Origin of the sequence: Rothia sp. HMSC072B03 (assembly GCF_001809565.1) — a bacterium.
Lineage (GTDB): Bacteria > Actinomycetota > Actinomycetes > Actinomycetales > Micrococcaceae > Rothia > Rothia mucilaginosa_A.
Genome location: NZ_KV797969.1, coordinates 721,881 through 748,463 on the forward strand (window position 1 = coordinate 721,881; position 26,583 = coordinate 748,463).

The window sequence follows — 26,583 nt, forward strand, 5'->3', positions numbered from 1 at the left end:
CCGGCGGGCGCACCCGCCCGACACGCCCGCCGACATGCCCATCGGTACGGCTCCCGCACCGCCGACCGGGCGCTTAACCGCCTCTGCAACGTCCCCGGCCGGCCGGTTAAGCGCCGCGCGGCGCCTCCTTGAGGAGATATTTAAGAGGTGAGCGCCACTTAATTGGATTTAAAAGAGCCTTAATCTTGATTAACCGCGCGAACCACCCCTAAAATGGGACTTTGGTTTATACATTTCGTAAGGAGAAACGCCATTTCACGTGCAGACGCATCGCCGCTGGTGGTATCGGTTACTAACCTGATTCACCGCCCCGGCACCATGGAAACCCTCACCGAGGTCGTGCCCGCACCGGCAGACCTGGGTAACACGCTCATCGGCGTGGAAGAGGGTTCGGATATTGACCTCGATATTCGTATGGAGTCTGTTGTTGATGGTATCCTAGTTACCGGCTCCGTTGTCGTGGATGTACACGGCGAGTGTAGCCTCTGCTTGGATCCGATTGATTACGAGATGTCGGCCAATATTCAAGAGCTTTTCGTCTTTGAGAAGGCCCCGGCTGGCGGCCCCGAAGATGAAGTAGATGAGCAGTACGCCGTTGAGGATGATTCGATCGACCTTGAACCGGCTCTGCGGGACGCAGTAATCCTTCAACTGCCGTTCCAGCCTGTTTGTAGGGACACCTGCCAGGGTCTGTGCGCCGATTGCGGTGCGCGCCTGGAGGATGACCCCGGGCATCATCACGAGGTGTTGGATCCGCGCTGGTCGGCCCTGCAGGGCCTGCTCGGCGCAGATACCGAAAACTAAATTGTTGTTACTAGAGATTGTGAGATAGCTGTGGCTGTTCCCAAGCGCAAGATGTCCCGCGCTAACACCCGCGCACGCCGTTCCCAGTGGAAGGCATCCGTGCCCCAGCTGGTTAAGACCGTTGAGAACGGTCGCGTGACCTACAGCCTGCCCCACCAGGCAAAGGTTGTAACCGACGCTGCAGGCAACGCCCTGTTCCTGGAGTACAAGGGCCGTAAGGTTGCAGACGCCTAAGAAGCGGTGAATCCTTATGACTGAATTTCCTAGTGTTGATACTAGGGAGTTGCGTAAACGTCTCGGAGTCGATATCGACGCCGAGACGTTTTTGCTATCCCTAACCCACCGCTCCTACGCCTTCGAGAACCCCGGGGTGGAGCACAACGAACGCCTGGAGTTCCTGGGCGACTCCGTGCTCTCCCTGGCCATCGCCGAGGAGGTGTACCGCCGCTACCCCGAGCTACCCGAGGGTGAACTCGTGAAGCTGCACCACGTGGTGGTGTCCACCGTGGCGCTGGCGAAGGTAGCGCGCGACCTGGACCTGGGCCGGTACATTCGGCTCGGCAAGGGTGAGATTCACACCGGCGGCGCCGATAAGGACTCGATTCTTGCCGACACCATGGAAGCGATTTTTGGCCTGACCTACCTGCAGTGCGGTCGCGAGGCAGCCCGCGAGCTGGTTCTGCGGCTAATCGCGCCGCTGCTCGACGACGAGAAGGTGCTGAACTCCGGCCGCGATTGGAAGACCGACCTGCTGAACCTCGCCACCGCCCGCGGCTGGGGGGACGTCAGCTATGAAGTCACCGGTGAGGGTCCCGACCACGCGCGCGTGTACACCGCGGTCGCAATCGTGGCGAACCAGAAGACGGGCACCGGCGTGGGCCCGAGCAAGAAGGAAGCGGAACGCCTGGCCGCCGAGCAGGCCTACCGGGTTCTGGTGTAGGGTGCTCGTCTAAGTACCCTGTCTAGGCTTCTCGTTGAGTTATCTCAGCTGAGCCTGCCCCTGTTGAGCCTGTGCTGATTGGAGGGAACCATGCCCGAACTGCCCGAGGTAGAAACCGTTCGCGCAGGTCTAGCCGACCATTCGCTGGGCCGCCCCGTGCAGGCGGTGCGCGTGCTGGATGCACGTTCGCTACGTAGACACCTGCCCGGTCCCGCCCACTTCGAGGCGGCGCTCACCGGCAGGACGTTGCGCGGCGCCTACCGCCGCGGCAAGTACCTGTGGCTGACCCTGAGCGAGCCGGACGGTGCGCTCGCCGATGAGGCGCTCGTGGTGCATCTGGGCATGAGCGGTCAGCTGCTCGTGCGCGATGAGCCGGGCGATGGTTCCGGTAGCGACTCGGGTAATGATTCGGAGGCTCGCGCGGCCTTTGATGAGCAGCCGCGGCACCTGCGCGTGGCACTGGAACTGGGGCCCGCGGAAGCCAGGCCCGAAGAAACCTCCGAGGGGGAGGGACGCACCGGGCAGCGCTTGCTCTTCGTGGACCAGCGCATCTTCGGCGGCATGTTCCTCAGCCCGCTCGTGCCGGATGTCCCCGCGGCGGTTGCAACGAATGAAGTAGCGCCCGATGAAATGGGGCAGAGCGAAGTACCGGAGCGTTTTCTGGTCCCCGAGGCAGTCAAGCACATTGCCCGCGACCCGCTGGATGAGTTCTTCGACCCCGTGGCGGTGCGCCGCAAGTTTTTGCGCACCTCCAGCGGCATCAAGAAGGTGCTGCTGGACCAGTCGGTAATCTCCGGGGTGGGCAATATCTACGCCGACGAGGCGCTGTGGCGTGCGCGGCTGCACTACGCGAAGCCCGCACGCGCCCTCAGCGCCGCGCAGACCCGCGACCTGCTGGAGGCGGTCACCCAGGTGCTCCGCGAGTCCCTGGCGGCGGGCGGCACAAGCTTCGATGCCCTGTACGTGAACGTGCTCGGGGAGTCGGGGTACTTCGAGCGCTCGCTGAACGCCTACGGGCGGGCGGGGGAGCCCTGCCACCGTTGCGCGGAGGCGGGCCGCACCTCCCTGATCGTGCGAGAGCCGTTCCAGAACCGCTCATCCTACCGTTGCCCGCACTGCCAGCGGGCGCCGCGTTCTCGCTAACCCTGCACGTCCGATAGTCCTTTCTAAGACGGACGACATGGAAATGACGAGTACATATACACCAAAATATTAATTGGTGTACGCTAAATATAAACGGACGGCTGGCAGAGCATACCGCCCAGATTATCTAATATTTTTGAACTTCAGCGCCGAAAGGATGTGAAAACCATGCGCTCTGTTTTTGATGTCTCACTCGACATTCTAAAGGTCTCCGGACAGGAGAGCCTGCCGACGCTCACCCTGCAGAAGCTGGTCTTCTACACCTACGGGTGGTACGCTCACCTGACCGGTTCACGGCTTTTCGAGCAGTCTTTCTACGCAATGCCCAAGGGGCCCGTGGTAGGTGAGTTGCTGACCGCTCACGCTCGTCGGCTCGATGTTGACCGTGATGTTTTAGAGATGGGTCGGGAACTTTTGGAGGACGAGCCTCAGCCTGAAGATCCCTACTACATCCAGATTATTGAGGCCGTCTGGGGGTACTACGGTAAATTTTCGCGTTGGCAACTGGTCGATATGACCCATGAGGAGCAGGTTTGGCGGGACGCTTGGGATTCACGACGTGAAGGCTCCCGACGTGCTCCTCTGGAAGCGACGGATATTATTGATTACTTTGCCTTGAAGCGCGATATTCCTGAAGCCCTGCGTGCCCAGCTACCTGATCCCCTCGTTGAGCGTCTTACTGAGAGTGAATGGGAACATCTAGAAGCCGTTCCTGTCGTCGCTCACGCCCCCTTCTTTGAGCGTCTCATGGCGCGAGTTAACTAACGACGAGCGTCATGAACTACTCCGTTAGAAAGCTTGACGAGGAACACTATCTGGAATTTTTTGAGACTACCACGAGCTCGGGAGAAGGCACGGAATTAGGCGACTGGTTGCAAACCAAAGCTCGGGAGTACCAGAAACTCCACCGGAGCGTCGTATGGATCATGGGGGACGCAGATGATCCGGAGGACGTGATTGGATACTTTACGCTAAGTGGTTACCAGATTACAGGTGGGTCCCTCACGAAGCGTTTGCGCTCTGGCATTGAGCCGAGCCAGACCCATCCCGCACACCTTTTAGGAAAATTCGCCCTACGTACTGAGGGTCAAGGTAAAGGCATGGGGGAATTGCTCATGCTGGAGGTCTTCCGTAAATATCGTGATGTGGTTGCTATCTCTGGAAGCCGCTTCCTTTGCTTACACGTGCGGAATAAGGAACTCGAAAAGTACTACGACGAGCGCTATGGATTCAGCACGGTAAGTGATGGAGACGGATACCCGAAACTCATGGTGATAAGCACCGAAGCGGTGCTGGACCTACTTTGCAGGGTTGAAGAAGGTAGTAAAGAAAACTACCCGAGTTAACTAATACTGGCCGCGGGAGTAGCGGTCCCCGTAGAACAAGCCCAGGCGCTCGTAGCCCTCCTCAATCGACACGGCGGGCTCCCACTGTAGCAGCTCGCGGGTGCGGCGCTGATCGAACCAGTGTGCCGTCGAGAGCTGCTCGGCGAGGAACTCCGTCATGGGCGGCTCATCGCCGGCCGTCACGTTCTTCGGCAGACGCTCCCACACGCGCTCGATTACGCGCCCGGCCAGGGCCGCAACCTTCGCCGGCACCGAGAAGCGCGGGGCGGGAACGCCCACCGCCTCACAGAAACCACCGAGTAGCTCAGCGATAGTGCGCGGCTGACCGTTCGTGACCACCAGCGCCCGGCCCGCAAAGGCGTCGAGGCGCTGATAGCCGCGCACCAACGCATCCGCGGCGTTATCAATGTAGAGCGTGTCAATTAGGCCCGTACCGCCCGAAAGCAGCGGCAGGCGCCCGGCGGCGGAACGCTCCAGAATACGCTCCACCAGCTGGGTATCGCCCGGACCCCACATCAGGTGCGGGCGCAGCGCGCCGGTGTGCATGACCCCGCCCGAGGGCAGGGGCGTGCCGTTCGCCTCCAGAACCAGCAGCTCGGCGGCCGCCTTGGAACGGGCGTAGTTGCCGCGCGCGTGCTCCGGGGACGCCACGCCGGCGCCGTCACCCACGATGGAAGATCCCGCGTGCGCCACCGAGGGCGAAGAAATGTACAGGAAGGTGCGCACCGAGTGGTTCACGGCGGCCTGTAGCATGACGCGGGTTCCGCCAATATTAATGCGCTCGTAGTCGGCCCACTCGCCGCTGACCGAAACCTTCGCGGCCGCGTGCACCACGCCGTCCACGCCGGTCATGGCCTCGTCGACGACCTTTTCGTTCGTGATGTCGCCGCGCACCTGCTCAAAGCGGGGGCGAATCGAATCGGGTAGCAGGGCCGCGATGCCCGAGTCGCCGCGCTGCAGAACGCGCACATCGTAACCGACGCGCAGCAGCTCCAGCACGCTCTCACGACCCAGCAGGCCCGACGCGCCTGTGAAGAGGATGCGCTCGCCAATACGCGGCGCGAAGTCCGACTCCTCGACGGCGCGCAGGGAACGCGGCGCGGGGTCGCTGTAGCGGGCGGCCAGGGGGCGCGCCGGCTTACGGAAACGAGCCGTGGGGGAGGCCGCCGTGTGCGCGGTCGACAGGCGGGACGCAGCCTCGCGAGAAGAGGACCCGCGCGAAGAATGAGGGGACATCATGCTCCTTAGAAAGTAAAGACCCGGCGGATTTACGCCCCGGCGAGGACCTTTGCCGCCCACTCGCCCAGGGCGGGGCGGTCAATCTTCGAATTGTGGCGAATATCGGTCGGATGCTCGTGCACCACCAGCACAGCGGCCACCTCCACACCGGTATCCTCGGCGACCTTTCGGCGCACCAGCTGGGAGAGCTCGAAGGGTGCCACGCCCTCCGCGATGGGGAAGCGGCCCACGCCGGGCACGCGGTCGAGCAGGGCGCGCTTGAACGCGGAGGCCGACTGGCGCGCCTCCAGTACGGCAGTATTCGCGGACGCCTCAATGACCAGCACCGGGGCGGCAGTACCTGCAGGACCCACAGCGACCAGGGCGGCGCGGCGCACCTCCGGCAGCGACTCGGCGGACTGCTCGGCGGCCACCGGGGTCAGCACGCCCTGGGAGGTCAGCAGCACGTGGGCGAGGCGGCCCTCAACCCACAGGCGACCCGAAGCGTCCAGGTGACCGACATCACCGGTGTGATGCCAACCAGGGGTGCTAATGGACTGCTCCTCGGTGACCCACAGAGTGTCGTAGCGGTCCTTCACGTGCGGTGCCGAGACCAGAATCTCGCCGGTCACACCGGGCTCGTGGGTCATTTGCGAATCGACCGAACCGTCCTGCAGCAGCGGTGCAATAGCCACCGCCGCACCGTACACCGCGAAGCCCACGCACACGCCGTCGCGGGCGAACGGGTCGAGCACCTCACCGGCGGCGTTCGGGGTGCCCTCGGCAATCGCCTGGCGAATCATTTCGAAGGACACATCGGTCACCGGCAGGCCCTCGGTCATGCCGTACGGGGTGTGCAGGGAGGCGTTCGGCACCAGGGCGGACAGCGCCTCCAGCAGGGGCACGGGGATCGGGGCGCCAGCACTCAGCACCGTCTGAACCTTAGCCAGGGCCGCGCGCTGCTCAGCGTTCAGCTCGTCGGCGGTCGCCACCACGTTCACCAGGGCGGCGGGGGAGGCGAACACGACCGAAGCGTCGATGGCCGCCGCGGCCGAGGCCAGGGCAGAGGCCGTCAGGGTCTTCGGGCGGGTCACATCCATCGTCGGGGTCACGCTGGTAGCGCCCAGCGCCGGGCCCAGCAGGGCAAAGGGCGCGAAGCCGGCCACCAGGCCGCTACCGGGCGCGAAGCCGTAGGTGTTCGCGATGGCGTCGCGCATACCCGCCAGCTGCCGCTGCGTGTACACCACGCCCTTGGCCGGGCCGGTCGAACCGGAGGTGTACAGCACCGCCGCGTCAGCATCCGGCACGGGGGAGGGGAACTCCACCACGGTCGGGGTGGGGATGGGCTCGCCGAGTCGTCCCTCGGCGGAGGCGGCGAACACGGAACCGGCAACGCCCAGCAGCTTCTCCTGCGCGGCACCCAGCGGCTCCGCCGAGATGCGCTTGCCCGGCCAGAGCAGGGTGCGGGCGGCGGTCAACGCGGCGGGAATACCGATCAGGAAGCTCGGGTTGGCGCCCTTCAGCGCGCGGGTCAGGCCCGCCAGGCCCAGGCCGGTATCGGCCACGACGATGACCGCGCCGAGCTTCAGGCAGGCGTAGATCAGGGTGGTCAGGCGTGCACCGGGCGGCACCATGAGGTTCACGCGGTCGCCCGGGCGCACGCCCAGGGCGTGAAGGCGGGCCGCGGCGGCGTTGACCTGGCGGTTCAGCCCGGCCCAGGTGAGGGTCACGCTCACGGTGGTGCCATCGCCCTTGGGGTCCATGTCCACCACGGCCACGGAGGTGTCATCGGCGCGCTCGGTGAGGGCCGCGAGCATGGGGCGGAACGCCTCGGGAACAGCGCCCTCAGCAGCGGTACCCTCGCCGGCGGCTCCCGCCGAGATTTCGGCGTCCAGGCCGTGGCGGTGCGCGCGGGCGGCGCGGTGCTCGGCCTCAGCGTTGCGGGCCGGAACCAGGGAACCGTCCTCACCGCGGGTTCCGAAGGTTTGCGCGAGCCAGGACATGATCGGCGCGGCGATATCGTAATCCTCGGCCACCAGGTGCGAGGCCTTCTCGTAGCGGTGCACCTTCGCCTGCGGCATGCGCTCCATCAGGTCGAAGAGGTAGCGGCGCTGGAACACCGGATCCTTCGTGCCCCACTGGAAGAACGCGGGCACGTCCAGGTCACGAATCTGCTCGGCAATGCGCTGCATGGGCGCGTACGAGGGCACGTCGGTGCCGGTCGGAATATCGCCCACGAAGTTGCGCACGCCCTCGCGCCAGGCCGGGTGGGCGTAGGGGGCGCGGTAGGTGCGGTAAATCGCCTCGTTCAGCGGGCTCGGGTACAGGCGCTTGGGCTGCTTACCCATCGGCTGCGGCAGGGGACCGCCCGCGGGGCCGGCGCCGGGGGTTCCGGGCTCGGGCAGGCGACCCTCGTTCTGGGCCAGGCCCAGGGTCACATCAATAAACGCGGTGGAATCACGGGTGCCCAGCTCGTGCACGCCCAACGCCAGGCGCAGTGCGGCGGGAATGTTCTCAATGCCGTCGTGGTACACCGCGGTGTTGGTCAGCAGCACGCCCGAGAGAAGGTCGCGGTGCTCCAGGGCCCAGCCAAAGGAAATGAGGCCGCCCCAGTCGTGGGCGAGGGTCACGACCGGCTGATCGGTCTGATCCAGGCCGAGGGCCTTCGTAAAGTCGCCCAGGTCGGCGATGCGGTCCTCCAGGCTGCGGCGCTCGCCCTCCAGGTCCAGGTGGGTGCGCTCCGAGAAGCCCATGTCAATCTGGTCGACCGCCACCACGCGCCACGGGGTGCGCTCGTTCACGCCCGCATCCAGCACGGTGCGCCACAGGTATGACCAGGTCGGGTTGCCGTGCACGCACAGAATCGTGCCGATGGGCTCCAGGCCGCGTTCGGCGAGCACCGGTAGGTTGTCCAGGTAGTGCCAGCGGCGCGCGTCCGCCTGCTTTGCCCGCCGCTCAATGGGGGCGGTGGTGGGCACCTCCAGCCGGTGGGAGTAGCGCGGGTCCACGCCCGCCCACTCCTCCGGGTTGTAGGGAGGCTGGGTCTTGGGGAAGTTCAGGTGACGCATACTGGGGGTCCTTCCGGCCGAGGGCTTCGGCGGTTAGCGGAATCGGTGAGGGGATGCCGGGTTGGGGGCGGCGAACGGGCCGAAGCGCCCGCGGGGGTGAGTCGCTACCACTGAATCTCGAGCAGGGCGGTGTTCAGGCCCGAACCCACGCCCATGCACAGAATACGGTCGCCCTCCCTATAGGTGGGGGCGCACTCGGCCAGGGTCATCGGCAGCGCCGCGGCGGCCACGTTGCCCCACTTCGGGAAGGTCAGGGGGATACGGTCGCGCTCGATGCCGACCGCCTCGATAATGGCGTTCGTGTGGGCGTTCGAAATCTGGTGGGTCACGTAGGAGGTCATGTCGTTCCACTCCCAGCCGTCCTCGTGCGCCTGCTCCCAGGCCTGCGCCACGAGCTCCAGGCCGTGCCTGAGCAGCCCCTCGGCGTCGGTGTTCATGCCCTGATCGGCCTCGCCGCCGATGCACAGGTTGCGGTGCTCGGTGCCCGCGCGGGACACCGAACCGATGATGCGGTGGCCCTCCGGGTGGCGGTCAGCGCGACCAATCACGGCCGCCGCCGCACCCGAACCGAGGGTCAGGGTCGCGAACTGGGCCAGCACATCCTCGCGGGTCGAATCGGGGTTGTTCAGGATGCGCACCGCGGTACGGTGCCACGGGGAGGGGTCCTCACCAGCGACAATCAGGGCGTAGTCGATAGCGCCCGCATCAATCATGGTGGAGGCGACGGTCATCGCGTTCACGAAGCCCAGGCATGCGTTCGTAATATCGAAGTTTAGGGCGTGACGCGGCAGGTCCAGGCGGTCGTGCACACCCACCGATACGGCGGGCTCGAAGTTATCACGCGTGACCGAGGCGTTAATCAGCAGGCCAATCTGGGAGCGGTCAATACCCGCCTGTTCGATAGCCTTCTCTGCGGCGGCGACCACGCCGTCCTCGAAGGTCTGGCCCTCGGCCCAGCCGCGGCGGGTGCTAATGCCGGCAAGGCGCTCGAGCAGGCCCTTGGGCATCTTCAGGCGCTTGTAGGTACCGGCCAGCTGCTCATCGAAGTAATCGCTCGTGACGACCTCCGGAGGCAGCTCATGGGTAATAGACAGCAGAGCTGCATTAGCGTGGCGAATGTCAGAGTTCGTGCCGACCTTATCGGCGGATGCATTCAACAATGGTGTGGCCCTTGAAAATAGAAGTCAGTGGGATACATAGAAAAACGCGGGGATGCGAACAGCGGCCCCGCAGAATTCGTGATGCTCATTCCAATCTACCGCACCGACCGGGCGAACCCGTATCCGTAGACCCAATATGAACGCGCCCGTTCACCCCGCGCGTAAGATGATGCACAATGAGGAACTTTGAACCCTTTTCACCCCGTGCACGTTCACGCCGCCCGCCCGCCGCACCGCGTACACTAGAGGGATGCCGCCCACACACCCGAAAGGCCCGACCTGCGGGTTCGAGCTGCAGGTTCGAGCCGATGGGCTTCGCCGCGGCGGCGCTCCGATTCCGGCACCTTCCTCTGCAGAAAGGCCCCTTGTGCACCTGATGTCGCTGACCCTGCGCGGGTTCAAGTCTTTCGCCTCGGCCACGACCTTCGAGTTCGCCCCCGGCATTAACGCCGTGGTGGGTCCGAACGGCTCCGGCAAATCCAACGTGCTGGATGCGCTCGCCTGGGTCATGGGCGAGCAGGGCGCCAAGAGCCTGCGCGGCGGCAGCATGAAGGACGTCATCTTTGCCGGCTCGGGCGACGGCGTGCAGCGCGCGCCCCTGGGCCGTGCCAAGGTGACGCTGACCTTCGATAATTCGGACGGCACCCTCAGTATTCCCGCTGATCGGGTGCAGATTTCGCGCACCATGTTCCGTTCGGGCGGCAGCGAGTACGAGATTAACGGTTCCCCGGCGCGCCTGAGCGATATCCAGGACCTGCTGTCGGAGGCCGGCCTGGGTCAGGACATGCACGTGCTCGTGGGCCAGGGCCAGCTGGATGCGGTCCTGCACGCAACCTCGCAGCAACGCCGCGACATGATTGAGCAGGCGGCCGGAGTGGTGAAGTACCGCCGCCGCCAGGAGAAGACCAGCCGCAAACTGGAGTCGGTGGCCTCTAACCTGACGCGCCTGAGCGACCTGGCGAGCGAGCTGGACTCGCAGCTTCAGCCGCTGAGCGACCAGGCCGAGTCCGCCGCGACCGCGCGGCAGCTGCAGGGGCGCATCCGCCAGCTGGAGTCGGTGCTTTTGGCCCGTCAGCTGGGTGTTCTGCGCTCCGAACAGGAACAGGCCGCCACCGCCGAGGCGCAGGGCACCCGCCGCGCCGAGGGCCTGAGCGAACGACTGCAGGCGGCCCGCGAGGCGGCCGAGGCACACCGCGAGGGGCAGCTTCGGCTCACCGCAGAGGTGACGGCGGCCCAGGCCGCGGTGTCTTCCCTGCGCGAGTCTGCGGCGCGCACCCGCTCGGTGCAGTCCATCGCGGCCGAGCGCGTGCGCACCTACCGCGTGGAGCTGACGGAGGCGACCGCCGCCGCCCGCGCCGGGTACGAGCGCGCCCTGGAGGCGCTGGAGGAGCGCCGCGAGGAGTCCGAGCGCGCCACCGAGCAGTACGCCGGCTTTGAGGAGCGCTACGCGAAGGCCCTCGCCCGGGTGGAGCATGCCGCCGAGGCCGTGGAGCGTTGCGAGCGGAGCACCGGGGAGGCAGCGCACCGCCGGGCCCGCGCACAGGAACAGCTGGATGCGGCCCGCGCCGAGGCCGTGGAGGCGACCCGCGCCTACGCGGCGGCCTCCGAGCGTGCCGCGACCCTGCGTGAGGCGCTGGGGCAAAGCCTGGGGGAGGATCCTGCCGGGGATGCCGCGTCGAATGTTGTCGCTCCGGGCGAGGACGAGTTCGATCCCGAAACCGGCGAGCTACTGGAGCGCGCCGAACCGGCCGACTCCGGGGCGCCCGCCGCGGGTGCCCTGCGCGTGCTCAACGCCGTGCAGATTGACCCCGAGTACGCTCGCGCGGCGGCCTGCGCCCTGAGCGCCCTGGCCACGGCCGCGCTCACCGAGTCCTCCGCTGCCCCCGGCCGTTCCCACCTGCGCGGGGAGGCCCCCTCGCACGAGCGAGTCCCCGCCGCTTCGCTTCCCGAGCCTCACGCGGAGCGCCTGGCCGAGCTGGGCGTGCGCGCGGCCCTCGAGATCGTCGAGCCCCTGAACGAGGAGGCCGCCGCGCTGAGTGGCATTGACGGCGAGACCCTGCGGGTTGTGGTTGCCGCCCTGCGTGAGCGCCTGGCCGGGACCCTCTTCGCCCCGAGCCCCAAGGCGGCCGAGGCCGCCCTGCGCCTGCTGACCGCCGAGTACCCCGAAACCCCCGAAGACTCCAACGACTCCGAAAACCTCGAAAGCTCCGAGAGTGACACCTCGACCCCCGAGGGAGAAACCGCTGGTCGGGACGTTTTCTGGCGCGTCTTTGACGCGCGCGGAGTCGAGTACACCCGCTACAGCCTGCTCTACCCGGCCGAGGGCGTGAGCGCCCTGGAGCTGGCCGCGGCCCACCGGGAGGCCGAGCGCGCAGTGGCCCTCACCCGTGCCTCCCTGGACGATGCCGAGGCCGCCGTGGCCCGCGCCCGCACCGCATCGGAATCCGCGGTCGAGGACGAGCGAGAGGCCGCCAAGGCAGCCGGCGTGGCCGCCGCCGACCACGCCCGAGCCCGCGCTGAGGCCGAGTCTCTGAAGGACTCCGCGCTGAACGTTCAGAACGAGCGCGCCCGCCACGTCGAGCGCCTGGCCGCCGCCGAGCGTGCCATGAGCGAGGCGGAGTCCGCCTACCGCGCCGCCCGCACCCGCGAGGACGAGTATCTGGCCGGCACGGGGGAGCAGGCCCCCGCCGCCACGGTGGAGCGCCGTGCCCGCCGACTGCTCGAGGTGCTCTCCGCCGAGGTGACCGAGCGCGAGGGGCAGCTGCGCGAGCTGAGCGCCGAGCTGGAGAAGACCCGCGAGAGCGCCCTCGCCGCCGATGAGGAGGTGCGCGACCTGCAGTCGAGCCACGCCGCGGCCCTGACCCTGCTGGCCCGCACCCAGACCGAGGCGGCCCGCGTGCAGGAGCGCCTGCAGGCCCTGGCCGAGCGGGTGCGCCTGCAGACGGGCGTGAGCCTGGAACAGCTGGGGGAGGACTACTCCGAGCAGCTGCCCGTGGACATCTCCGAAAATATCGAAAGCTTCGCGGGGGCGCCCGAAAATACCGCAGAAAAGGAAGCGCCCGAAAATACCGAAAGCGCCGCAAAGAATGTAGAAAATGCCGACGGCGCGGAAAACCCCGAGGACGAGCCCTCCGAACGCGAGATCCCCACCGCCGTTGTGCGCGCCCGCCTGGAGGCGACCCGCGCCGAGCTCACCGCCCTGGGCGCCATCAACCCGCTGGCCCTGGAGGAGTACGAGGCCCTCTCTGAGCGCCATGCCTACCTGAACCAGCAGATTGACGACCTGAAGGCGACTCGCCGCGACCTCAACACGGTCATGGACGAGGTGAGCTCCCACATCGCTGAGGTCTTCACCGCCGCGCTGGAGGATATTAACACCCACTACCGCCGCATCTTCGCGACGCTCTTCCCCGGCGGCGAGGGCCACCTGGAGCTCGACGACCCCGCCGACCCGCTGAACGCCGGCGTGGAGATTCACGCTCGCCCGGCCGGCAAGAAGGTCAAGCGACTCTCCCTGCTTTCGGGCGGCGAGCGCTCGCTGGCCTCGCTGGCCCTGCTGATTGCGATTTACATGTCGCGCCCCTCGCCCTTCTACGCCCTTGACGAGGTGGAGGCCGCCCTGGACGACCGCAACCTCTCGCGCCTGCTGCAGGTGCTGGGCGAGCTGGGGGAGCGCTCCCAGCTGATTGTGGTGACGCACCAGAAGCGCACGATGCAGATGGCGCAGACCCTGTACGGGGTGTCGATGCGCGAGGGTGTCTCCGCCGTGCTGTCTCAGGATATGGAAGAGCTGCGCGAATTGCTCTAGGTTTCCTTCGGAATGGACCCGCTTGGGGCTTTATCACGCCCCTCGGCGACATTCGGGCAGGCGCGCCCGGGGTACTATTGAAAATTATGGGTGAACACCCGCCGGCACGCTTTCTTTAAGCATTTCGGATTTTTTCCGCGCATTTCTTAAAACGGCGCGGGAAAACCCGTACATGCCAGCCGGGCTCGCCCCGTTCAGGCCCGATGCGCCGCCCCCGCCCCCGCGGACCCGCGAGATTCGCGCATCCGGCATCAACCATCCAGGGAAGGAATAGTGATGAGCGAAAACCTGGCAGATGCTTTCCTCAACGGTAAGTCGTTGAAGAACGCCCCCGGCCCCTACTTTGGTGAGTACGGCGGGCGGTGGATGCCCGAGTCGCTGATTGCCGCCATGGATGAGCTGGAAACCACCTTTAACGAGGCGAAGAACGATCCCGAGTTCCTGGCCGAGTTCAAGCGCCTCTCCGCCGAGTACTCGAACCGTCCGTCGCTGCTGACCGAGGTTCCGAAGTTCTCGGAGCACGCCGGTGCCCGCGTCTTCCTCAAGCGCGAGGACCTGAACCACACCGGTAGCCACAAGATCAACAACGTGCTGGGCCAGGCTCTGCTGGCCAAGCGCATGGGTAAGACCCGCCTGATTGCTGAGACCGGTGCCGGCCAGCACGGCGTGGCCACCGCGACCGCCGCAGCCCTGTTCGGCATGGAGTGCGTGGTGTACATGGGTGAGGAAGACACCGAGCGCCAGGCCCTGAACGTTGCCCGTATGCAGTTGCTGGGCGCGAAGGTGATTGCGGTGCAGAACGGCTCCCGCACCCTGAAGGACGCCATTAACGAGGCGCTGCGCGATTGGGTTGCGAACGTCGAGAACACCCACTATCTGCTGGGTACCGCCGCCGGTGCGCACCCGTTCCCGGCGATGGTGCGTTTCTTCCACGACGCCATCGGCACGGAGGCGCGCGAGCAGATTCAGCAGCTAACCGGTCGCCTGCCCGACGGCCTGGCCGCCTGCGTGGGCGGCGGTTCGAACGCGATTGGCCTGTTCCACGCGTTCCTGGACGACCCTTCGGTCGAGATTTACGGCTTTGAGGCCGGCGGCGACGGCGTGGAGACCGGCCGTCACGCGGCGACCATCACCCTGGGCCGCCCGGGCATGCTGCACGGCGCGATGACCTACCTGATGCAGGACGAGGACGGCCAGACCATCGAGTCCCACTCGATTTCGGCTGGCCTGGACTACCCGGGTGTGGGCCCGGAGCACTCGTACCTCTCCGATATTGGCCGCGTGACCTACGAGCCGGTGACCGACACCGAGGCCATGGATGCGCTGAGCCTGCTCTGCCGCACCGAGGGCATCATCCCGGCGATTGAGTCTTCGCACGCCCTGGCCGGCGCACTGCGCGTGTGCCAGCGCTGGGCCGCCGAGGACCCGGAGGCCGCCCGCGAGAAGACCATGATTGTGTGCCTGTCGGGCCGCGGCGATAAGGACATGGAGACCGCTCAGAAGTGGTTCGGCCTGGGTAAGGCCATCCCGTCCTCGACCCTGATGACCGGTAACAAGGAGGCCGCCGCCTCCGCTGAAAAGAACACCCAGATCGAGAGCGAGGCTAAGTAATGAGCTACCAGGACTTCATTCCCCACGCCGCCCCCTACGAGGTGGTGGACGGTACCTTCCCTCCCGCTAACTCCGATTCGCCCCTGGCTGCTCGTCTCGCGCAGTGCGAGGCCGAGGGCCGTGCGGCCCTGATTGGCTACCTGCCGGTGGGTTTCCCCACCCTGGAGGAGTCCATTGACGCGGCGATTGCCCTGGGCAACAACGGCGCCGACATCATCGAGCTGGGCGTTCCCTACTCCGACCCGGTGATGGACGGTCCGGTGATTCAGAAGGCGACCGGCCAGGCCCTGGAGAACGGTTTCAAGCTTTCCCAGCTCTTTGAGGCGGTCCGCCGCATTACCGAGGCCACCGACGCGGTGGTCGTGGTGATGACTTACTGGAACCCGGTGCTGGCGTACGGCGTGAAGAATTTTGCGCGTGACCTGGCGGCTGCCGGTGGTGCGGGCATGATTACCCCCGACCTGGTGCCCGATGAGGCGTCGGCATGGTTTGAGGCGTCGAACGAGTACGGTCTGGATCGTATTTTCCTGGCCGCGCTGTCCTCCTCGCCGGAGCGTCTGGCAACCGTGGCGAAGGCCTCGAGCGGCTTCGTGTACGCGGTGTCGGTCATGGGTGTGACCGGTGCCCGCACCTCCGTGTCGGAGGCGGCCCGCACCCTGGTGGCGGATATCAAGGCCGCCGGCGCCAAGCGCGCGTGTGTGGGCCTGGGCGTTTCGACCCGCGCTCACGTGGAGGAGATTGGCGCCTACGCGGACGGTGTGATCGTCGGTACCGCGCTGGTGAAGGCCCTGGCCTCCGGCGGCGTGGATGCGGTAGCCCGCCTGACCCGCGAGCTGGCGGGGCGTGAGGCTTAATGTCGGTCCTGCTTTCGGCGGTGGCCCTGCCGGCGCTGTCGATTCCTTCCCCGAGCGTCTCGTACCTGCAGCTGGGCCCGTTTCGTGTGCATTTCTACGCTCTGTGCATTCTGACCGGTATGGCGGTGTGCTTGTGGCTGGGCGCCCGCCGTTGGAAGGCGGCGGGTGGTTCCCCTGAGCGCGTCTTTGACGTGGCGATGTGGGCCATCCCGGCCGGCATCGTGGGTGCCCGCGCCTACCACGTGCTGATTACCGACCCGGGCAGCTACTTCGGCCCGAATGTCGCTGATCCGTGGGCCTTTCTGAAGATTTGGGAGGGCGGCATCGGCATCATGGGTGCCGTGTCGGTGGGCGCGCTGGGCGCCTGGTACGGTTGCCGCCGCTACGGCATGAATTTCCCTGCTTTTGCGGATGCGGTGGCCCCCGGCATCCTGCTGGCCCAGGCCTTTGGCCGCTGGGGCAACTGGTTCAACCAGGAGCTGTTCGGCAAGCCGACGACCCTGCCGTGGGGCCTGGAGATTAGCACCTCGAGCGGTAATTTCCCCTCGCAGTATCCGGCCGGCACGCTGTTCCACCCGACGTTCCTGTACGAGTCGCTGTGGAACCTGCTGGGCGTGGCCCTGTTGCTGTGGCTGAGCCGTAAGGGCGTGCTGAAGCTGGGTCAGACCCTGTGGCTGTACGTGTTCTACTACGGTGTGGGTCGCCTCTTCATCGAGATGTTCCTGCGCATCGACACTTCGGAGATGCTCTGGGGCGTTCGTATTCACGTGTGGACGGCCCTGCTGCTGGTGCTACTGGGTGCCGCGGGCTTTGTGGTGGCCGGTCGTCGCGCGGCGGCGAAGGCCGCCGCGGGTGTTGAGCCCGGCCCCGTGGAGGTTGCTCCGAAGCGTTCGGGGAAGAAGGCCGATGATGCCGAGGACTCTGCGAGCGCCGAAGACTCCGACGATTCCGAGGGGAAGTCGGAGGCCGCCGAAAAGGCCGAAAAGGCCGGGAAGTCGGAGGACACCGCGTCCAGCTGATGCTCTCGGTAACCGATAATTCATGCTGAAAACCGCCGGATGGGGGAGCACCCCGTCCGGCGGTTTTCTGTCTTTCAGCTTCCGTGCCTGACCCCGTTTTGGGCCCCGTGCCGGCGTTCTGCTCTCGTGGAGTTCCCAACTCGGCTTCCACACCGCAGAGGGTTTTCGGCGACTTGTGAAAACAGGGGCCTGAGAAGGCATAATAGAGGAACCACGGTAATACGTGCTCGCGTGGGGCATAGCCTCTGGGAATCGGCCCCTTCCGCGCGGCACGCACCGCGCTCAGAATTATTCACTCAACTACAGGACACATATCGTGAGCTCTTCTTCCGGCGATTCTTCACGCCCAATTTCTCCCTCCTCCCGTTCGGGCCTGACCCGTCGTCGTCTCGTGGCCGGTGCGGCCTGGGCTGCCCCCGCCGTCGCGGCTTCGACCCTGGTTCCCGCTTTTGCCGCCTCCCCCGAGGAAGGCGAATGTACCGGCCCCTACGAGGATTCCACCCTGATTACCGCCGGTGACGGCGTGAAGAAGGTTGCCGTTCTGACCGTGCCCGCGGGTGCCCGACGCATGCGTTTCACCGTGATTGGCGGCGCCGGCGGCACGAACTACGCCGTTGCGGACGCCGGTTCGGGCGCCCTGGTAGAGGGATCCATGCCGGTGCGCGGCGGCCAGGTGATTACCCTGACGGCCGGTTCGGGCGGCATCGGTAACGGTGAGCTGACCCCGGCCGAGGGCGGTGACGGCTACGGCGTGGGCGGCTCCTCGAAGGCTTCCTCCCCGGTCCCTGCGGATGTGGTCGCCGCGATTGAGAGCCTGACCGGCCGCACCGGTGGTGTGATGGGACATGGCGGCATGAACGCCGTGCTTTATTCCTCCTCGGGCGGCGGTTCTTCCGCGATTGAGGTGGACGGCGTGCCGATGATTGTCGCCGGCGGTGGCGGCGGCGCGGGAACTCTGGCCACGTACGCGACGGATCTGCCGAGCCCCGCGAAGCCGGGTGCGCTGCAGGCGACGGCTTACTACTCCCTGGATAGCTCCGGTGGCCGTCACCAGTTCAGCACCGGCGGAGGCGCCGGTTCCAGCGACGGCGACGGTTCCCCGGGTTTCGTGGGTTTCACCTCGTACACGGCGCAGTCGGTGCCGCTGCTGAAGGTGAACCCCGGTTCGGGCGCTATGAACGGCATGGGCGGTGGTGGCGGTGAGAAGCTGGATCCGCCGACTTCCGACGGTTCCGTGATTGGCTTCTCGAGCACCTCCACGCAGAAGCTGGTGAGTAGCGCGGCGGCGGGCGAGACCGGCCCGAGCGGTTTCCGCGCGAAGGGCGCGGACGGCGTGGTCAGCTATTCTTACCAGTGGGACCAGACCCCCGCGGGCACCGACGCGTCCCCCTCGAATGCGGGCGCGATGTTTAACGGCTACCAGTCGGTGGTATCCGGAGGCGGCGGTGCCGGGTACGGCGGCGGCGGTTCGGGTGCGGCGCTGAGCGTCTCGGCTCGCGTGGTTTCGCAGAAGTGGAATAACGATCCGGCTCGTTCCCGCTACGCGGTGGGTACGGTGCAGCTGGCCGGCGGTGGTGCAGGCGGTGGAACCTACATGGATACGACCGCGTACGTGAGTGACCTGGGCTGGGCCATGAACGCCCCGAGCGCCTCGGGTGAGCGCGGTGCCGGTTCGGTCGAGGTTGCTTTCTGCTTCTAAGATGCCGCTAGGAACCGTATAGGTGTAGATTGGACCCTTTCTTTAGGGTGGTGTGCGCCTCAAACTTAATATTTAAATTTTTTTCTGAGTGCCTCCCAAACCGCTTGTTTGGGAGGCACTCTCATCTTCTGTGTTGTTTCGTCATAGCGTCATATATCAACATTTGGCAGTTTAACGCATTGGTCGGAATGGATCTTATCGAAAGATCACCCTTGCTCGTGAGAATGATTCTAACTAACCCCTCTGTCATATTCGGGGAAGGTTCTTTAGATTGGCGGCTCATCATGTTATGGTGAAAATGTGATGTAAAGAATATGCGCGCCCACCCCGCTAGGTTACAAAGCGCAGATTGCAGATTGCAGATTGTAGCTTGCGGCTTGAGTGCGGCTACCAATGACTAAGGAGTTTAGATCATGTGCAAGGAAGCCATGAAGGCTGTTGTTGTCCCTGAGAAGGTTGACGGTTCGGTTGAGGTTCGCGAGGTTCCCGTTCCGGCTGTCGGTCACGGCCAGGCGCTCGTGAAGATTGAATACTCGGGCGTGTGCCACACTGACCTGCACGTGGCTGCCGGTGATTTCGGTGAGATGCCGGGTCGTATTCTGGGACACGAGGGCGTCGGTCGTGTCGTCAAGGTCGGCGAGGGTGTTGAGTCCCTGAAGGTGGGCGATCGCGTGTCGGTGGCTTGGTTCTTTGAGGGCTGCGGCCACTGCGAGTACTGCACCTCGGGCCGCGAGACCCTGTGCCGTTCGGTGAAGAACGCCGGCTACACCGTCGACGGCGCCATGAGCGAGTACACCCTGGTGCCCGCTGATTACGCTGTGAAGGTTCCCGAGGGCCTTGACCCGGCGCAGGCTAGCTCCATTACCTGCGCTGGTGTGACCACCTACAAGGCAATCAAGGAGTCGCTGGTTCGCCCGGGTCAGTGGCTGGTTGCTTACGGCGCTGGCGGTTTGGGCAACCTGGCTGTTCAGTACGCTAAGAAGGTTTTCGGTGCCAAGGTTATCGCTGTTGATATCAACGACGACAAGCTGGCTCTGGCTCGTAAGATCGGTGCTGACCACGTCATCAACGGCCGTGAGGTTGAGGACGTTCCGGCTCGTATTCGCGAGCTGACCGGCGGTGGCGCTCACGCTGCTGTGGTGACCGCTGTGTCGAAGGTTGCGTTCAACCAGGCTATCGAGTCGGTTCGTGCGGGCGGTTCCGTGGTGGCTGTTGGTCTGCCCTCGGAGATGATGGAGCTGTCCATTGTGAAGATCGTTCTGGACGGCATCCGCGTGGTGGGTTCCCTGGTGGGCACCCGTCAGGATTTGGCGGAGGCGTTCCAGTTCGGTGCTGACGGCCTCGTGGTTCCGGTGGTTCAGCTGCGTGAGGTTGACGAGGCACCGGCTGTTTTCGAGGAAATGACTGCTGGTAAGATTACCGGCCGTATGGTTCTGGACTTCGCTAGCCTCTAGGAGGTGCGAGCCCGGTGCGTGCGGCGTGAGCCGCGGCTGATCGGGCGATGAAGCGTCTAGGGCGCATCCCGTGTAGCGGGGGAGTAAGGGTACTTTCTCGCGGTGCATACGGCACGGGGTGCGCCCTAGTGTGCGTTGCGCTCCGGGCTTTCCGCAGCCTGTGGCAAAGGTTTCCGTAAGAGAGATTTCTGGATGGAAAAGCTCGGCGTTACCGCTGAGAGTGCGAAACACCTAAACGTAATATATCCATAAAATTATTTTGAAATAATCGAGGATTATCTCAAAAACTCCAGTAAATCACCCGAAAAATATGCACTATTAGACATCCAAAGAATCCAAAATATATTTTTATCAGGTAAACTTTCAATCAACGGTTGAGACGTAATATTTTCCGAAATGATGGGCGGAAAGCCCTCCTTCGGCCTATCCTTGAATGAGGGACACGGCGTGTGAAGGAACCGCCCTCCTAGATATCGGTTCCTTCCCCGGAACGCCGCATCCCGGGTGAATTTCGGCATCTTCGTACCGTGCCGTCATTCGCCATGAGTCCTACTTCCGGTCAGGCTGCCCCTCTAGACACCTCCTGGGACTAGGCCTCACAGCGGTTAGTGTGGGCCCCACGGACGTAGTCAAGGGCGATTGCGTTTGCCACACTAATCCGGGGCCCGCCTCGCGAGATGACTCAACTACCTTCTCGGGTACGACATAAACTTACCTGCCGGCACGGGTAACATAGCCGGGTTTCTCTACTCACTCGGTAACCCACACCGCTCGCGGCAGCGTGTAACCCCTCTGCCCACACTCGGCAGAGGCTTAGCATCCTCGGAGCGGAAACGGCGAGGGGCACCTTCTGTGGCAGAAGGTGCCCCTCGTTCTCTATATCCGTGATGTTTGCTAGGGCGTAGGCCTAGTAGATGCCGCGCTGAGCGGTCCAGCGGATTGTGCCGCGCTCAAAATCCATGTAGTACACCCCGTTCGCGTAGGACTCGTTGCCGCGAGCCGCACCGTAACGAGCCGTGTTGCGAGCCCAGTGGTTGTAGATCGCGCCGTTACCGTTGGTCTCGTAGGCGCCGTACGCATCCGACCAGAGCAGCATCTTGCCGGAGGCGAAGCGTACCTGCGCGCCCGTGGAGTTAGCGGTCTCGTCGGTCGCCGGGGCACCCCAAGCATTGCGGTGCTCCAGGAAACGGTAGTAGAACGCGCCGCCGGTACGCAGAAGGTGGGTGCCGGTCTTCGCGCTCCACACGAAGGTGCGACGGCCGGAGAACTCCTGCTTGGCGATGCCGCCGCCCAGGTTCTCCTCATCCGTGGTGGGTGCACCCTGGGCACCGGAATTGCGCCAGGCCCAATAGATGCCGCCGCGCTCGTTGAGCGTATGGGTTCCGGTGCTCTCGGTCCAGTAGGCGCCCTCCCCGTTGGCGAAAGAGACCGCCACGGTCTGGAAGCGTCCCCCCTCATCGGTGGTCAGGCCGCGGTAGCGGGCCACGTTAGAGCGGAACTTGTGATCGAGGCCGCCGTCGGTCACCACCCAGTGGGCCCCGTTCGCGTTCGTCCAGTAGATGGTCTTGCGGTTGCTGAACTTCTGGGCGTACACGCCGTAGCCCAGGCTATACTCGCCGCCGACCGGGTTGCCGTAGAAGCTTCGGTTACGGTTCCAGGCCACGCCAATGCCGGTGCGAATATCAATCGAACCGGTCGGGGTGACGACCATGTTCGGGTTCTGGGTCGGCTGGCTGTCCTTGGCCCAGTTGCGGTGTTCAGCCTTCGGGTTCTTCGCCAGAACCTTCAGGTCCTCGACGCTGCCGGGGAAGAAGTTAGAGTCACCCACGAACGGGCCCGAGTCGGTGAACTGCCAGATGTCATAACCGTTCCAGCCGGCGGGAATACGACCCACGACCGTGGAGTAGCTGGCCAGGTGCAGCGGCAGGGAGCCGAACTCCTGCGAGCCCACGCACTGGGACCACCAGGAGGTTGCGGTGTACACCATGGGCGCGCGACCGGTCAGCGCGCGGTAGGTGTCCACGAAGTCGCGGATCCAGGCGGTCAGCTGCGCCGCGGTCATGTTGTAGCAGGTGTTGCCGTAGGCGGGGTAGGGGTTGAACTCGATGTCCAGCAGGCCCGGGAGAGTCTTGCCGTCGTCGGTCCAGCCGCCGCCATTCTGCACGAAGTAGCGGGCCTGATCGGCACCGGAGGAAGTGCGGGGGTTAGCGAAGTGGTAGGCGCCGTGCACCATGCCGACGGAGGCCGAGCCGCTGTACTGCTGCCCGAAGTAGGGGTTGGTGTAGTACGCGCCCTCGGTGGCCTTCACGTAGGCGAATCGGGAACCGGCCGCCCAGGCGCTTGCCCAGTCCACGTTCTGCTGGTGCGAGGAGACGTCCATGCCGAGGGTGCCGCCGCTCGGGGTCCAGGCGGAGCGGCCCGGGGCCAGCGCCTGTGCTGAAGAGCTACCCGCAGCGAGCCCACTCAGGGTTGCCGTGGGGGCGGAGGTCGCGCCGGTGCGGGCGTTCGCGGTGCCCATGCGTTCGCGCTCGCCGGCACCCATGGCGGGGTTGTCGCGTTCAACCTGTGCGGGGTCCGGGGCGGGTGCGTAGGTGAGGTCCTCGTACGAGGCGTTCGCATCGACGGACTGCACGCTGGCGGTAGCCGCGGGGCTTGTGGAAGCCTCGGGGGTCGCGAAGGCCGCGGGAACTGCGGTCAGAGAGGATGCCAGGAGGGAGAGAGCACCGGCCGATGCCATGAGGGAGCGGGCTGCCGCGGGGCGCCCGGCAGTCTGGAATATCTTCATATTTATGCCTGTGTTTGAGTTGACTGTGAATGGTGCGGTTCCGGCGCGCGGTGGAACGCGTTGATGCAGGACGAACGGGTCGTTCTGTAGTGGGCGTTCGGGTACGGTCGCCGGTGATGTGAATGAAACAGCGGCCGCGTTCGGGCGCGACAATCCGTTGAGGGCACACTGGTCCCTCGTGGATTCGTGGTTGGATTTTGCCACCGGAAGAAGATGCGCCACCGCGGGGTGGCTGGCCGGTGATGGGGTGGCAGGCGCCGACGGGCACAGCTAAAAGGGTACGGTACGCGCGCCGCGAAACGCAACGTTTCCGAGGGGTTTTGGACGGTTATTTTTTCGTCCGTGCGCATTTTTCGGTGTCGTGCGGAGGAGGGGGTACCTCGGGCCGGTGGAGAGGGCATGAAAGAAGGGGTGGGCCGCACACACAAAGACCCACCCCTCGGTTTCCGGGTACTGTCTTTGGCGCGGCCTCGCACCGGTACCCGGAGTTTCATGGTCGATGCAGGAGAGATGAAGTCATCGACCACTCTATGGTGCCAATCGGCACGTTTTGAATCGCGTATCCCTCACCCGAACGCATCCGTCTCAACCGTTGAACGGGATACCCGGTGCGTTCGAGCGGGGTACACACGAAAGCTAAGCGATTCCTCAGAACGGCTACGTTAGCGCAATCCTAGAGGAACTTGGCAATGTCCTCGACCAGAGGCTTGAGGCTCTCGCGGTCGATATACTCTGCCTTACCGGTCTTGTAGCATTCGAGCATCTGCTTAATGCCCTCGTTGGGGTTCGGGTTCGCCATGAGCCATGCGCGGACCGGGCCCTTCAGGGCGGTCTTGTGAGCCAGCGAAATCTTATCGAAGTCGATGCCGCCACGCAGGTGGTAAACGGGACGACCCTCGGTCAGCTCGGGGGTGTAGCTCTTGGCTACGGCCTTGTCCAGCAGCTTCTTCGAGTACTCGCCGGTGAAGGACACGGTGAAGAACGCGGTGCGGTTCTTCTTCGGGGCGATGACCGGCAGAATCTTCTTGCGTAGGGCCGGGGCACCGTTGAGGAATCCACCGTAGTCGCTACCGGCAATCACGAAGGCATCGAATGCCTCTGCCTGCTCGGGGGTGACCTTGGAGGCGGGGACAGTCTCAACTTCGGGGGCCTGCGGGAGTGCACGCAGATCTTCTGCCAGCCAGGTGGCGTACTGCTCGGTGTAGCCGTAGGTGGAGCCGAAGATAATCAGCACGCGAGTAGTCATCTGTGAACCTTCCAGATATATTTCGCATTTCAAATACTAATTATTGCTTCCAATATATGCCAGGCGCGCGAAAATGTGAAATCGCCTAGCCTTGGAAGCCTCATATATTTTCTCATAGGTCCTCACAAGAAGGGACCCTGAGCTCACAAACACGCCCGAAGGTTAATGGGCGTGACCAATTGTTACATTGCTTATCTTCTCTTGGTGGGGAGTGCCTCAAATGCCGTATACCGCGACTTTGCGCGGAAGGGATGCCGGGGGTGTGCGTGAGAAGATTTTGGGGTGCGAGGTGAAACACTAATTCCCCGGCAGAAAGACCGAAATAGGCATACCCAAGAGGCTGTAAAACCCCTATAATTGAGAAAGAATCCTACGCCTTCGGCATGTTCCATTTTGTTGGAAAGCGTGGGAATGAGTGGGAAATCAGTAGTGACCTTCCCCGAAAAACCGGCGTTTCCCCTCATGGGGCGCGCGAAACAACACACAAAGGTTAGGTACATGAGGCGCGCAAAAATCGTTGCAACCATCGGTCCGGCAATCGAATCTCCCGAGAAGATCTCCGAGGCAATCAAGGCTGGCCTGAACGTCGCCCGTCTGAACATGAGCCACGGTGACCACGCCGAGCACCAGGCACGCTACAACACCATCCGCGAACAGTCTGCAAAGCTCGGTAAGGACGTTGCTATCCTTGCCGACCTGCAGGGCCCCAAGATTCGCCTCGAGCGCTTCGCAAACGGTAAGGAATACCTTGAGCCCGGCGCCGATTTCACCATTACCTCCGAAGACGTTGAGGGTACCGCAGAAATTTGCGGCACCACCTACAAGGGTCTGCCTGGCGACGTAAAGCTCGGCGACAAGCTCCTGCTCGACGACGGCAAGATTCGCCTCGAGGCTATCGAGGTGACCCCCACCCGCGTGCGCACCCGCGTCATCGTGGGCGGCCCCATCTCCAACAACAAGGGCATCAACCTGCCTGGCGCTGCGGTCTCTCTGCCCGCACTGACCGAGAAGGACGCCAACGACCTGCGCTTCGCCCTGAAGATGGGTGCGGACATCATTGCACTCTCCTTCGTCCGTACCGGTGCAGACGTTGAGCCCGTCCACAAGATCATGGAGGAAGAGGGTATCCGCGTACCCGTCATCGCCAAGATCGAGAAGCCCCAGGCAGTGGACAACCTGCAGGACATCATCGACAAGTTCGACGGCATCATGGTTGCTCGTGGTGACCTCGGTGTTGAGCTGCCCTTCTCCGAGGTTCCCCTCGTTCAGAAGAAGGCTATCGACATGGCACGCCGCTGGGCAAAGCCCGTCATCGTGGCAACCCAGGTGCTCGAGTCCATGACCGACAACCCTGTCCCCACCCGTGCAGAGGTTTCTGACTGCGCTAACGCAATCCTCGACGGCGCAGACGCCGTGATGCTCTCCGGTGAGACCTCGGTCGGTAAGTACCCGATTCTGACCCTGCAGGCCATGGCCGCAATCGTTCAGGACACCGAAAAGGGCGGCCTGTACCGCGTGCCCGAGCTGGATCGCAAGCCCCGCACCCGCGGTGGCGCAATCACCCGTGCTGCAGTGAACATTGCCGACCAGCTGGATGCGAAGCTCATCGTGACCTTCACCCAGTCCGGTGACTCCGCACGTCGTCTGGCACGTCTGCGTCCCGAGACCCCCGTGGTTGCATTCACCACCAGCTCGAAGGTTCGTTCCTTCCTGTCCATGCTGTGGGGTGTTGAAGCTGAGCAGGTTGAGATGATTACTGATCAGGAAGCTATCTTTACCTTCGTGGACGAGTACCTGCTCAAGAACGGCCTGGCAGAAGCCGGCGACCTGGTCGTCGTGGCTGCCGGTGCTCCCGCGGGTCGCGCCGGTACCACCAACATGGTTCAGGTACACCGCGTCTACGGTGCTGAGGGCGAGCGTGAGACTCTGCGTCCTTACGAGGAGAACGAGGTCAAGCGCTAAGCCGCTCACCAATCTTTTTCGATGCGTAGCTGAGGGTAATCCTCAGCCTGTACACCCGGTGCATAGAGACCACCGCCCGGTCGTGAACTATCACGGCCGGGCGGCGGTTTTGTTATGGGGATTAGGTAGCTTGCGCGGCAACGCTGGGATGCGCGGGTATAGAAAAAGCAGCGGGAAAGCTTCAAACTTTCCCGCCGCTTTTGCGTTGGTGCCCGAGGTGGGACTCGAACCCACACTCCGAAGAACCTGATTTTGAGTCAGGCGCGTCTGCCAATTCCGCCACTCGGGCGCATCGCACGCGGAGCGCGACACTTCTAAGATTCTAACCCAGGCGGTCTAGAAAATCTAATTATTAGCGGGGTGCGGAGGGAGTGGAAAAGAGTAGCCCCGACCTCATTGCGGGCAGCCCTGAGCGCCGGGTGAACGTCTGGCAACCCGCACGCCGAAGACGGATTCGGATGCGCTC

At 64.4% G+C, this 26,583-nt stretch carries 18 protein-coding genes and 1 tRNA gene; 13 read left to right on the forward strand and 6 right to left on the reverse strand.

Annotation, left to right across the window (positions count from 1 at the left end; genetic code table 11):
• The first annotated feature begins 213 nt into the window (after positions 1 to 213).
• The 6 genes from HMPREF2630_RS06320 to HMPREF2630_RS06345 all read left to right on the forward strand — a co-directional run bounded on the left by HMPREF2630_RS06320 (position 214) and on the right by HMPREF2630_RS06345 (position 4,233).
• Positions 214 to 804, forward strand: a complete 591-nt coding sequence (locus HMPREF2630_RS06320) for a YceD family protein (RefSeq protein ID WP_083298902.1) — start codon at positions 214 to 216, stop codon at positions 802 to 804.
• Positions 805 to 834: 30 nt separating this feature from the next.
• On the forward strand, positions 835 to 1,038 hold the full coding sequence (rpmF, locus tag HMPREF2630_RS06325; protein ID WP_005505656.1) for a 50S ribosomal protein L32: 204 nt from the start codon (positions 835 to 837) through the stop codon (positions 1,036 to 1,038).
• 16 nt (positions 1,039 to 1,054) lie between these two features.
• Complete coding sequence (gene rnc, locus HMPREF2630_RS06330) at positions 1,055 to 1,744, forward strand: ribonuclease III (RefSeq protein ID WP_070483950.1); 690 nt, start codon at positions 1,055 to 1,057, stop codon at positions 1,742 to 1,744.
• A 90-nt stretch (positions 1,745 to 1,834) separates the two neighbouring features.
• Positions 1,835 to 2,887, forward strand: coding sequence for a bifunctional DNA-formamidopyrimidine glycosylase/DNA-(apurinic or apyrimidinic site) lyase (gene mutM, locus HMPREF2630_RS06335; RefSeq protein ID WP_070483952.1), 1,053 nt, complete (start codon positions 1,835 to 1,837; stop codon positions 2,885 to 2,887).
• Between the two features lie 168 nt (positions 2,888 to 3,055).
• Complete coding sequence (locus HMPREF2630_RS06340) at positions 3,056 to 3,652, forward strand: Panacea domain-containing protein (RefSeq protein WP_070483954.1); 597 nt, start codon at positions 3,056 to 3,058, stop codon at positions 3,650 to 3,652.
• A gap of 11 nt (positions 3,653 to 3,663) precedes the next feature.
• The gene (locus tag HMPREF2630_RS06345; protein WP_070483956.1) at positions 3,664 to 4,233 is read left to right on the forward strand and encodes a hypothetical protein; all 570 of its coding nucleotides are present in this window, start codon (positions 3,664 to 3,666) and stop codon (positions 4,231 to 4,233) included.
• On the opposite strand, the gene HMPREF2630_RS06350 is transcribed toward HMPREF2630_RS06345, so the two are convergent.
• The 3 genes from HMPREF2630_RS06350 to HMPREF2630_RS06360 all read right to left on the reverse strand — a co-directional run bounded on the left by HMPREF2630_RS06350 (position 4,234) and on the right by HMPREF2630_RS06360 (position 9,679).
• The gene (locus HMPREF2630_RS06350) at positions 4,234 to 5,469 is read right to left on the reverse strand and encodes an NAD-dependent epimerase/dehydratase family protein (protein WP_070483959.1); all 1,236 of its coding nucleotides are present in this window, start codon (positions 5,467 to 5,469) and stop codon (positions 4,234 to 4,236) included.
• A 32-nt stretch (positions 5,470 to 5,501) separates the two neighbouring features.
• Entirely contained in the window at positions 5,502 to 8,519 is a 3,018-nt protein-coding gene (locus HMPREF2630_RS06355) for an alpha/beta fold hydrolase (protein WP_070483961.1), read from the reverse strand.
• 104 nt (positions 8,520 to 8,623) lie between these two features.
• Positions 8,624 to 9,679, reverse strand: a complete 1,056-nt coding sequence (locus tag HMPREF2630_RS06360) for a 3-oxoacyl-ACP synthase III (RefSeq protein WP_070483963.1) — start codon at positions 9,677 to 9,679, stop codon at positions 8,624 to 8,626.
• Positions 9,680 to 10,055: 376 nt separating this feature from the next.
• Here HMPREF2630_RS06360 and HMPREF2630_RS06365 point away from each other — a divergent pair, with 376 nt between their 5' ends.
• The 6 genes from HMPREF2630_RS06365 (at position 10,056) to adhP (ending at position 20,124) form a co-directional block, all read left to right on the forward strand.
• Positions 10,056 to 13,487: a chromosome segregation SMC family protein gene (locus HMPREF2630_RS06365; protein WP_210389022.1), complete on the forward strand. Its 3,432-nt coding sequence runs from the start codon at positions 10,056 to 10,058 to the stop codon at positions 13,485 to 13,487.
• A 276-nt stretch (positions 13,488 to 13,763) separates the two neighbouring features.
• Positions 13,764 to 15,098 (forward strand): tryptophan synthase subunit beta, encoded by a 1,335-nt coding sequence (gene trpB, locus HMPREF2630_RS06370; RefSeq protein WP_049343827.1) that lies wholly within the window; start codon positions 13,764 to 13,766, stop codon positions 15,096 to 15,098.
• Positions 15,098 to 15,952: a tryptophan synthase subunit alpha gene (trpA, locus tag HMPREF2630_RS06375; protein ID WP_049331386.1), complete on the forward strand. Its 855-nt coding sequence runs from the start codon at positions 15,098 to 15,100 to the stop codon at positions 15,950 to 15,952. Before trpB ends, trpA begins: the two co-directional genes overlap by 1 nt.
• Complete coding sequence (gene lgt, locus HMPREF2630_RS06380; protein ID WP_053090118.1) at positions 15,952 to 16,971, forward strand: prolipoprotein diacylglyceryl transferase; 1,020 nt, start codon at positions 15,952 to 15,954, stop codon at positions 16,969 to 16,971. The genes trpA and lgt overlap by 1 nt, the downstream gene beginning before the upstream one ends.
• Before the next feature lie 316 nt (positions 16,972 to 17,287).
• On the forward strand, positions 17,288 to 18,670 hold the full coding sequence (locus tag HMPREF2630_RS06385) for a hypothetical protein (RefSeq protein WP_049343823.1): 1,383 nt from the start codon (positions 17,288 to 17,290) through the stop codon (positions 18,668 to 18,670).
• Positions 18,671 to 19,098: 428 nt separating this feature from the next.
• A complete protein-coding gene (adhP, locus tag HMPREF2630_RS06390; RefSeq protein ID WP_049343841.1) occupies positions 19,099 to 20,124 on the forward strand; it encodes an alcohol dehydrogenase AdhP in 1,026 nt (341 codons plus the stop codon).
• 907 nt (positions 20,125 to 21,031) lie between these two features.
• Here adhP and HMPREF2630_RS06395 read toward each other — a convergent pair.
• Both HMPREF2630_RS06395 and HMPREF2630_RS06400 read right to left on the reverse strand, forming a co-directional pair.
• Positions 21,032 to 22,909 (reverse strand): lysozyme, encoded by a 1,878-nt coding sequence (locus tag HMPREF2630_RS06395; RefSeq protein ID WP_049343821.1) that lies wholly within the window; start codon positions 22,907 to 22,909, stop codon positions 21,032 to 21,034.
• A 673-nt stretch (positions 22,910 to 23,582) separates the two neighbouring features.
• Positions 23,583 to 24,155: a flavodoxin domain-containing protein gene (locus tag HMPREF2630_RS06400; protein WP_049331378.1), complete on the reverse strand. Its 573-nt coding sequence runs from the start codon at positions 24,153 to 24,155 to the stop codon at positions 23,583 to 23,585.
• Between the two features lie 498 nt (positions 24,156 to 24,653).
• On the opposite strand from HMPREF2630_RS06400, the gene pyk reads away from it, so the two are divergent.
• Positions 24,654 to 26,117: a pyruvate kinase gene (gene pyk, locus HMPREF2630_RS06405; protein WP_049343820.1), complete on the forward strand. Its 1,464-nt coding sequence runs from the start codon at positions 24,654 to 24,656 to the stop codon at positions 26,115 to 26,117.
• A 206-nt stretch (positions 26,118 to 26,323) separates the two neighbouring features.
• On the opposite strand, the gene HMPREF2630_RS06410 is transcribed toward pyk, so the two are convergent.
• Positions 26,324 to 26,406, reverse strand: a tRNA-Leu gene (locus tag HMPREF2630_RS06410).
• Positions 26,407 to 26,583 lie beyond the last annotated feature (177 nt).

Excerpts from the sequence above, each read along its gene's own strand:
- HMPREF2630_RS06320 (WP_083298902.1), top strand. The coding sequence starts at position 214 with ATGGGACTTTGGTTTATACATTTCGTAAGGAGAAACGCCATTTCACGT.
- rnc (WP_070483950.1), top strand. The coding sequence starts at position 1,055 with ATGACTGAATTTCCTAGTGTTGATACTAGGGAGTTGCGTAAACGTCTC.
- mutM (WP_070483952.1), top strand. The coding sequence starts at position 1,835 with ATGCCCGAACTGCCCGAGGTAGAAACCGTTCGCGCAGGTCTAGCCGAC.
- HMPREF2630_RS06340 (WP_070483954.1), top strand. The coding sequence starts at position 3,056 with ATGCGCTCTGTTTTTGATGTCTCACTCGACATTCTAAAGGTCTCCGGA.
- HMPREF2630_RS06345 (WP_070483956.1), top strand. The coding sequence starts at position 3,664 with ATGAACTACTCCGTTAGAAAGCTTGACGAGGAACACTATCTGGAATTT.
- HMPREF2630_RS06350 (WP_070483959.1), bottom strand. The coding sequence starts at position 5,469 with ATGTCCCCTCATTCTTCGCGCGGGTCCTCTTCTCGCGAGGCTGCGTCC.
- HMPREF2630_RS06355 (WP_070483961.1), bottom strand. The coding sequence starts at position 8,519 with ATGCGTCACCTGAACTTCCCCAAGACCCAGCCTCCCTACAACCCGGAG.
- HMPREF2630_RS06365 (WP_210389022.1), top strand. The coding sequence starts at position 10,056 with ATGTCGCTGACCCTGCGCGGGTTCAAGTCTTTCGCCTCGGCCACGACC.
- trpB (WP_049343827.1), top strand. The coding sequence starts at position 13,764 with ATGAGCGAAAACCTGGCAGATGCTTTCCTCAACGGTAAGTCGTTGAAG.
- trpA (WP_049331386.1), top strand. The coding sequence starts at position 15,098 with ATGAGCTACCAGGACTTCATTCCCCACGCCGCCCCCTACGAGGTGGTG.
- lgt (WP_053090118.1), top strand. The coding sequence starts at position 15,952 with ATGTCGGTCCTGCTTTCGGCGGTGGCCCTGCCGGCGCTGTCGATTCCT.
- adhP (WP_049343841.1), top strand. The coding sequence starts at position 19,099 with ATGAAGGCTGTTGTTGTCCCTGAGAAGGTTGACGGTTCGGTTGAGGTT.
- HMPREF2630_RS06395 (WP_049343821.1), bottom strand. The coding sequence starts at position 22,909 with ATGAAGATATTCCAGACTGCCGGGCGCCCCGCGGCAGCCCGCTCCCTC.
- HMPREF2630_RS06400 (WP_049331378.1), bottom strand. The coding sequence starts at position 24,155 with ATGACTACTCGCGTGCTGATTATCTTCGGCTCCACCTACGGCTACACC.
- pyk (WP_049343820.1), top strand. The coding sequence starts at position 24,654 with ATGAGGCGCGCAAAAATCGTTGCAACCATCGGTCCGGCAATCGAATCT.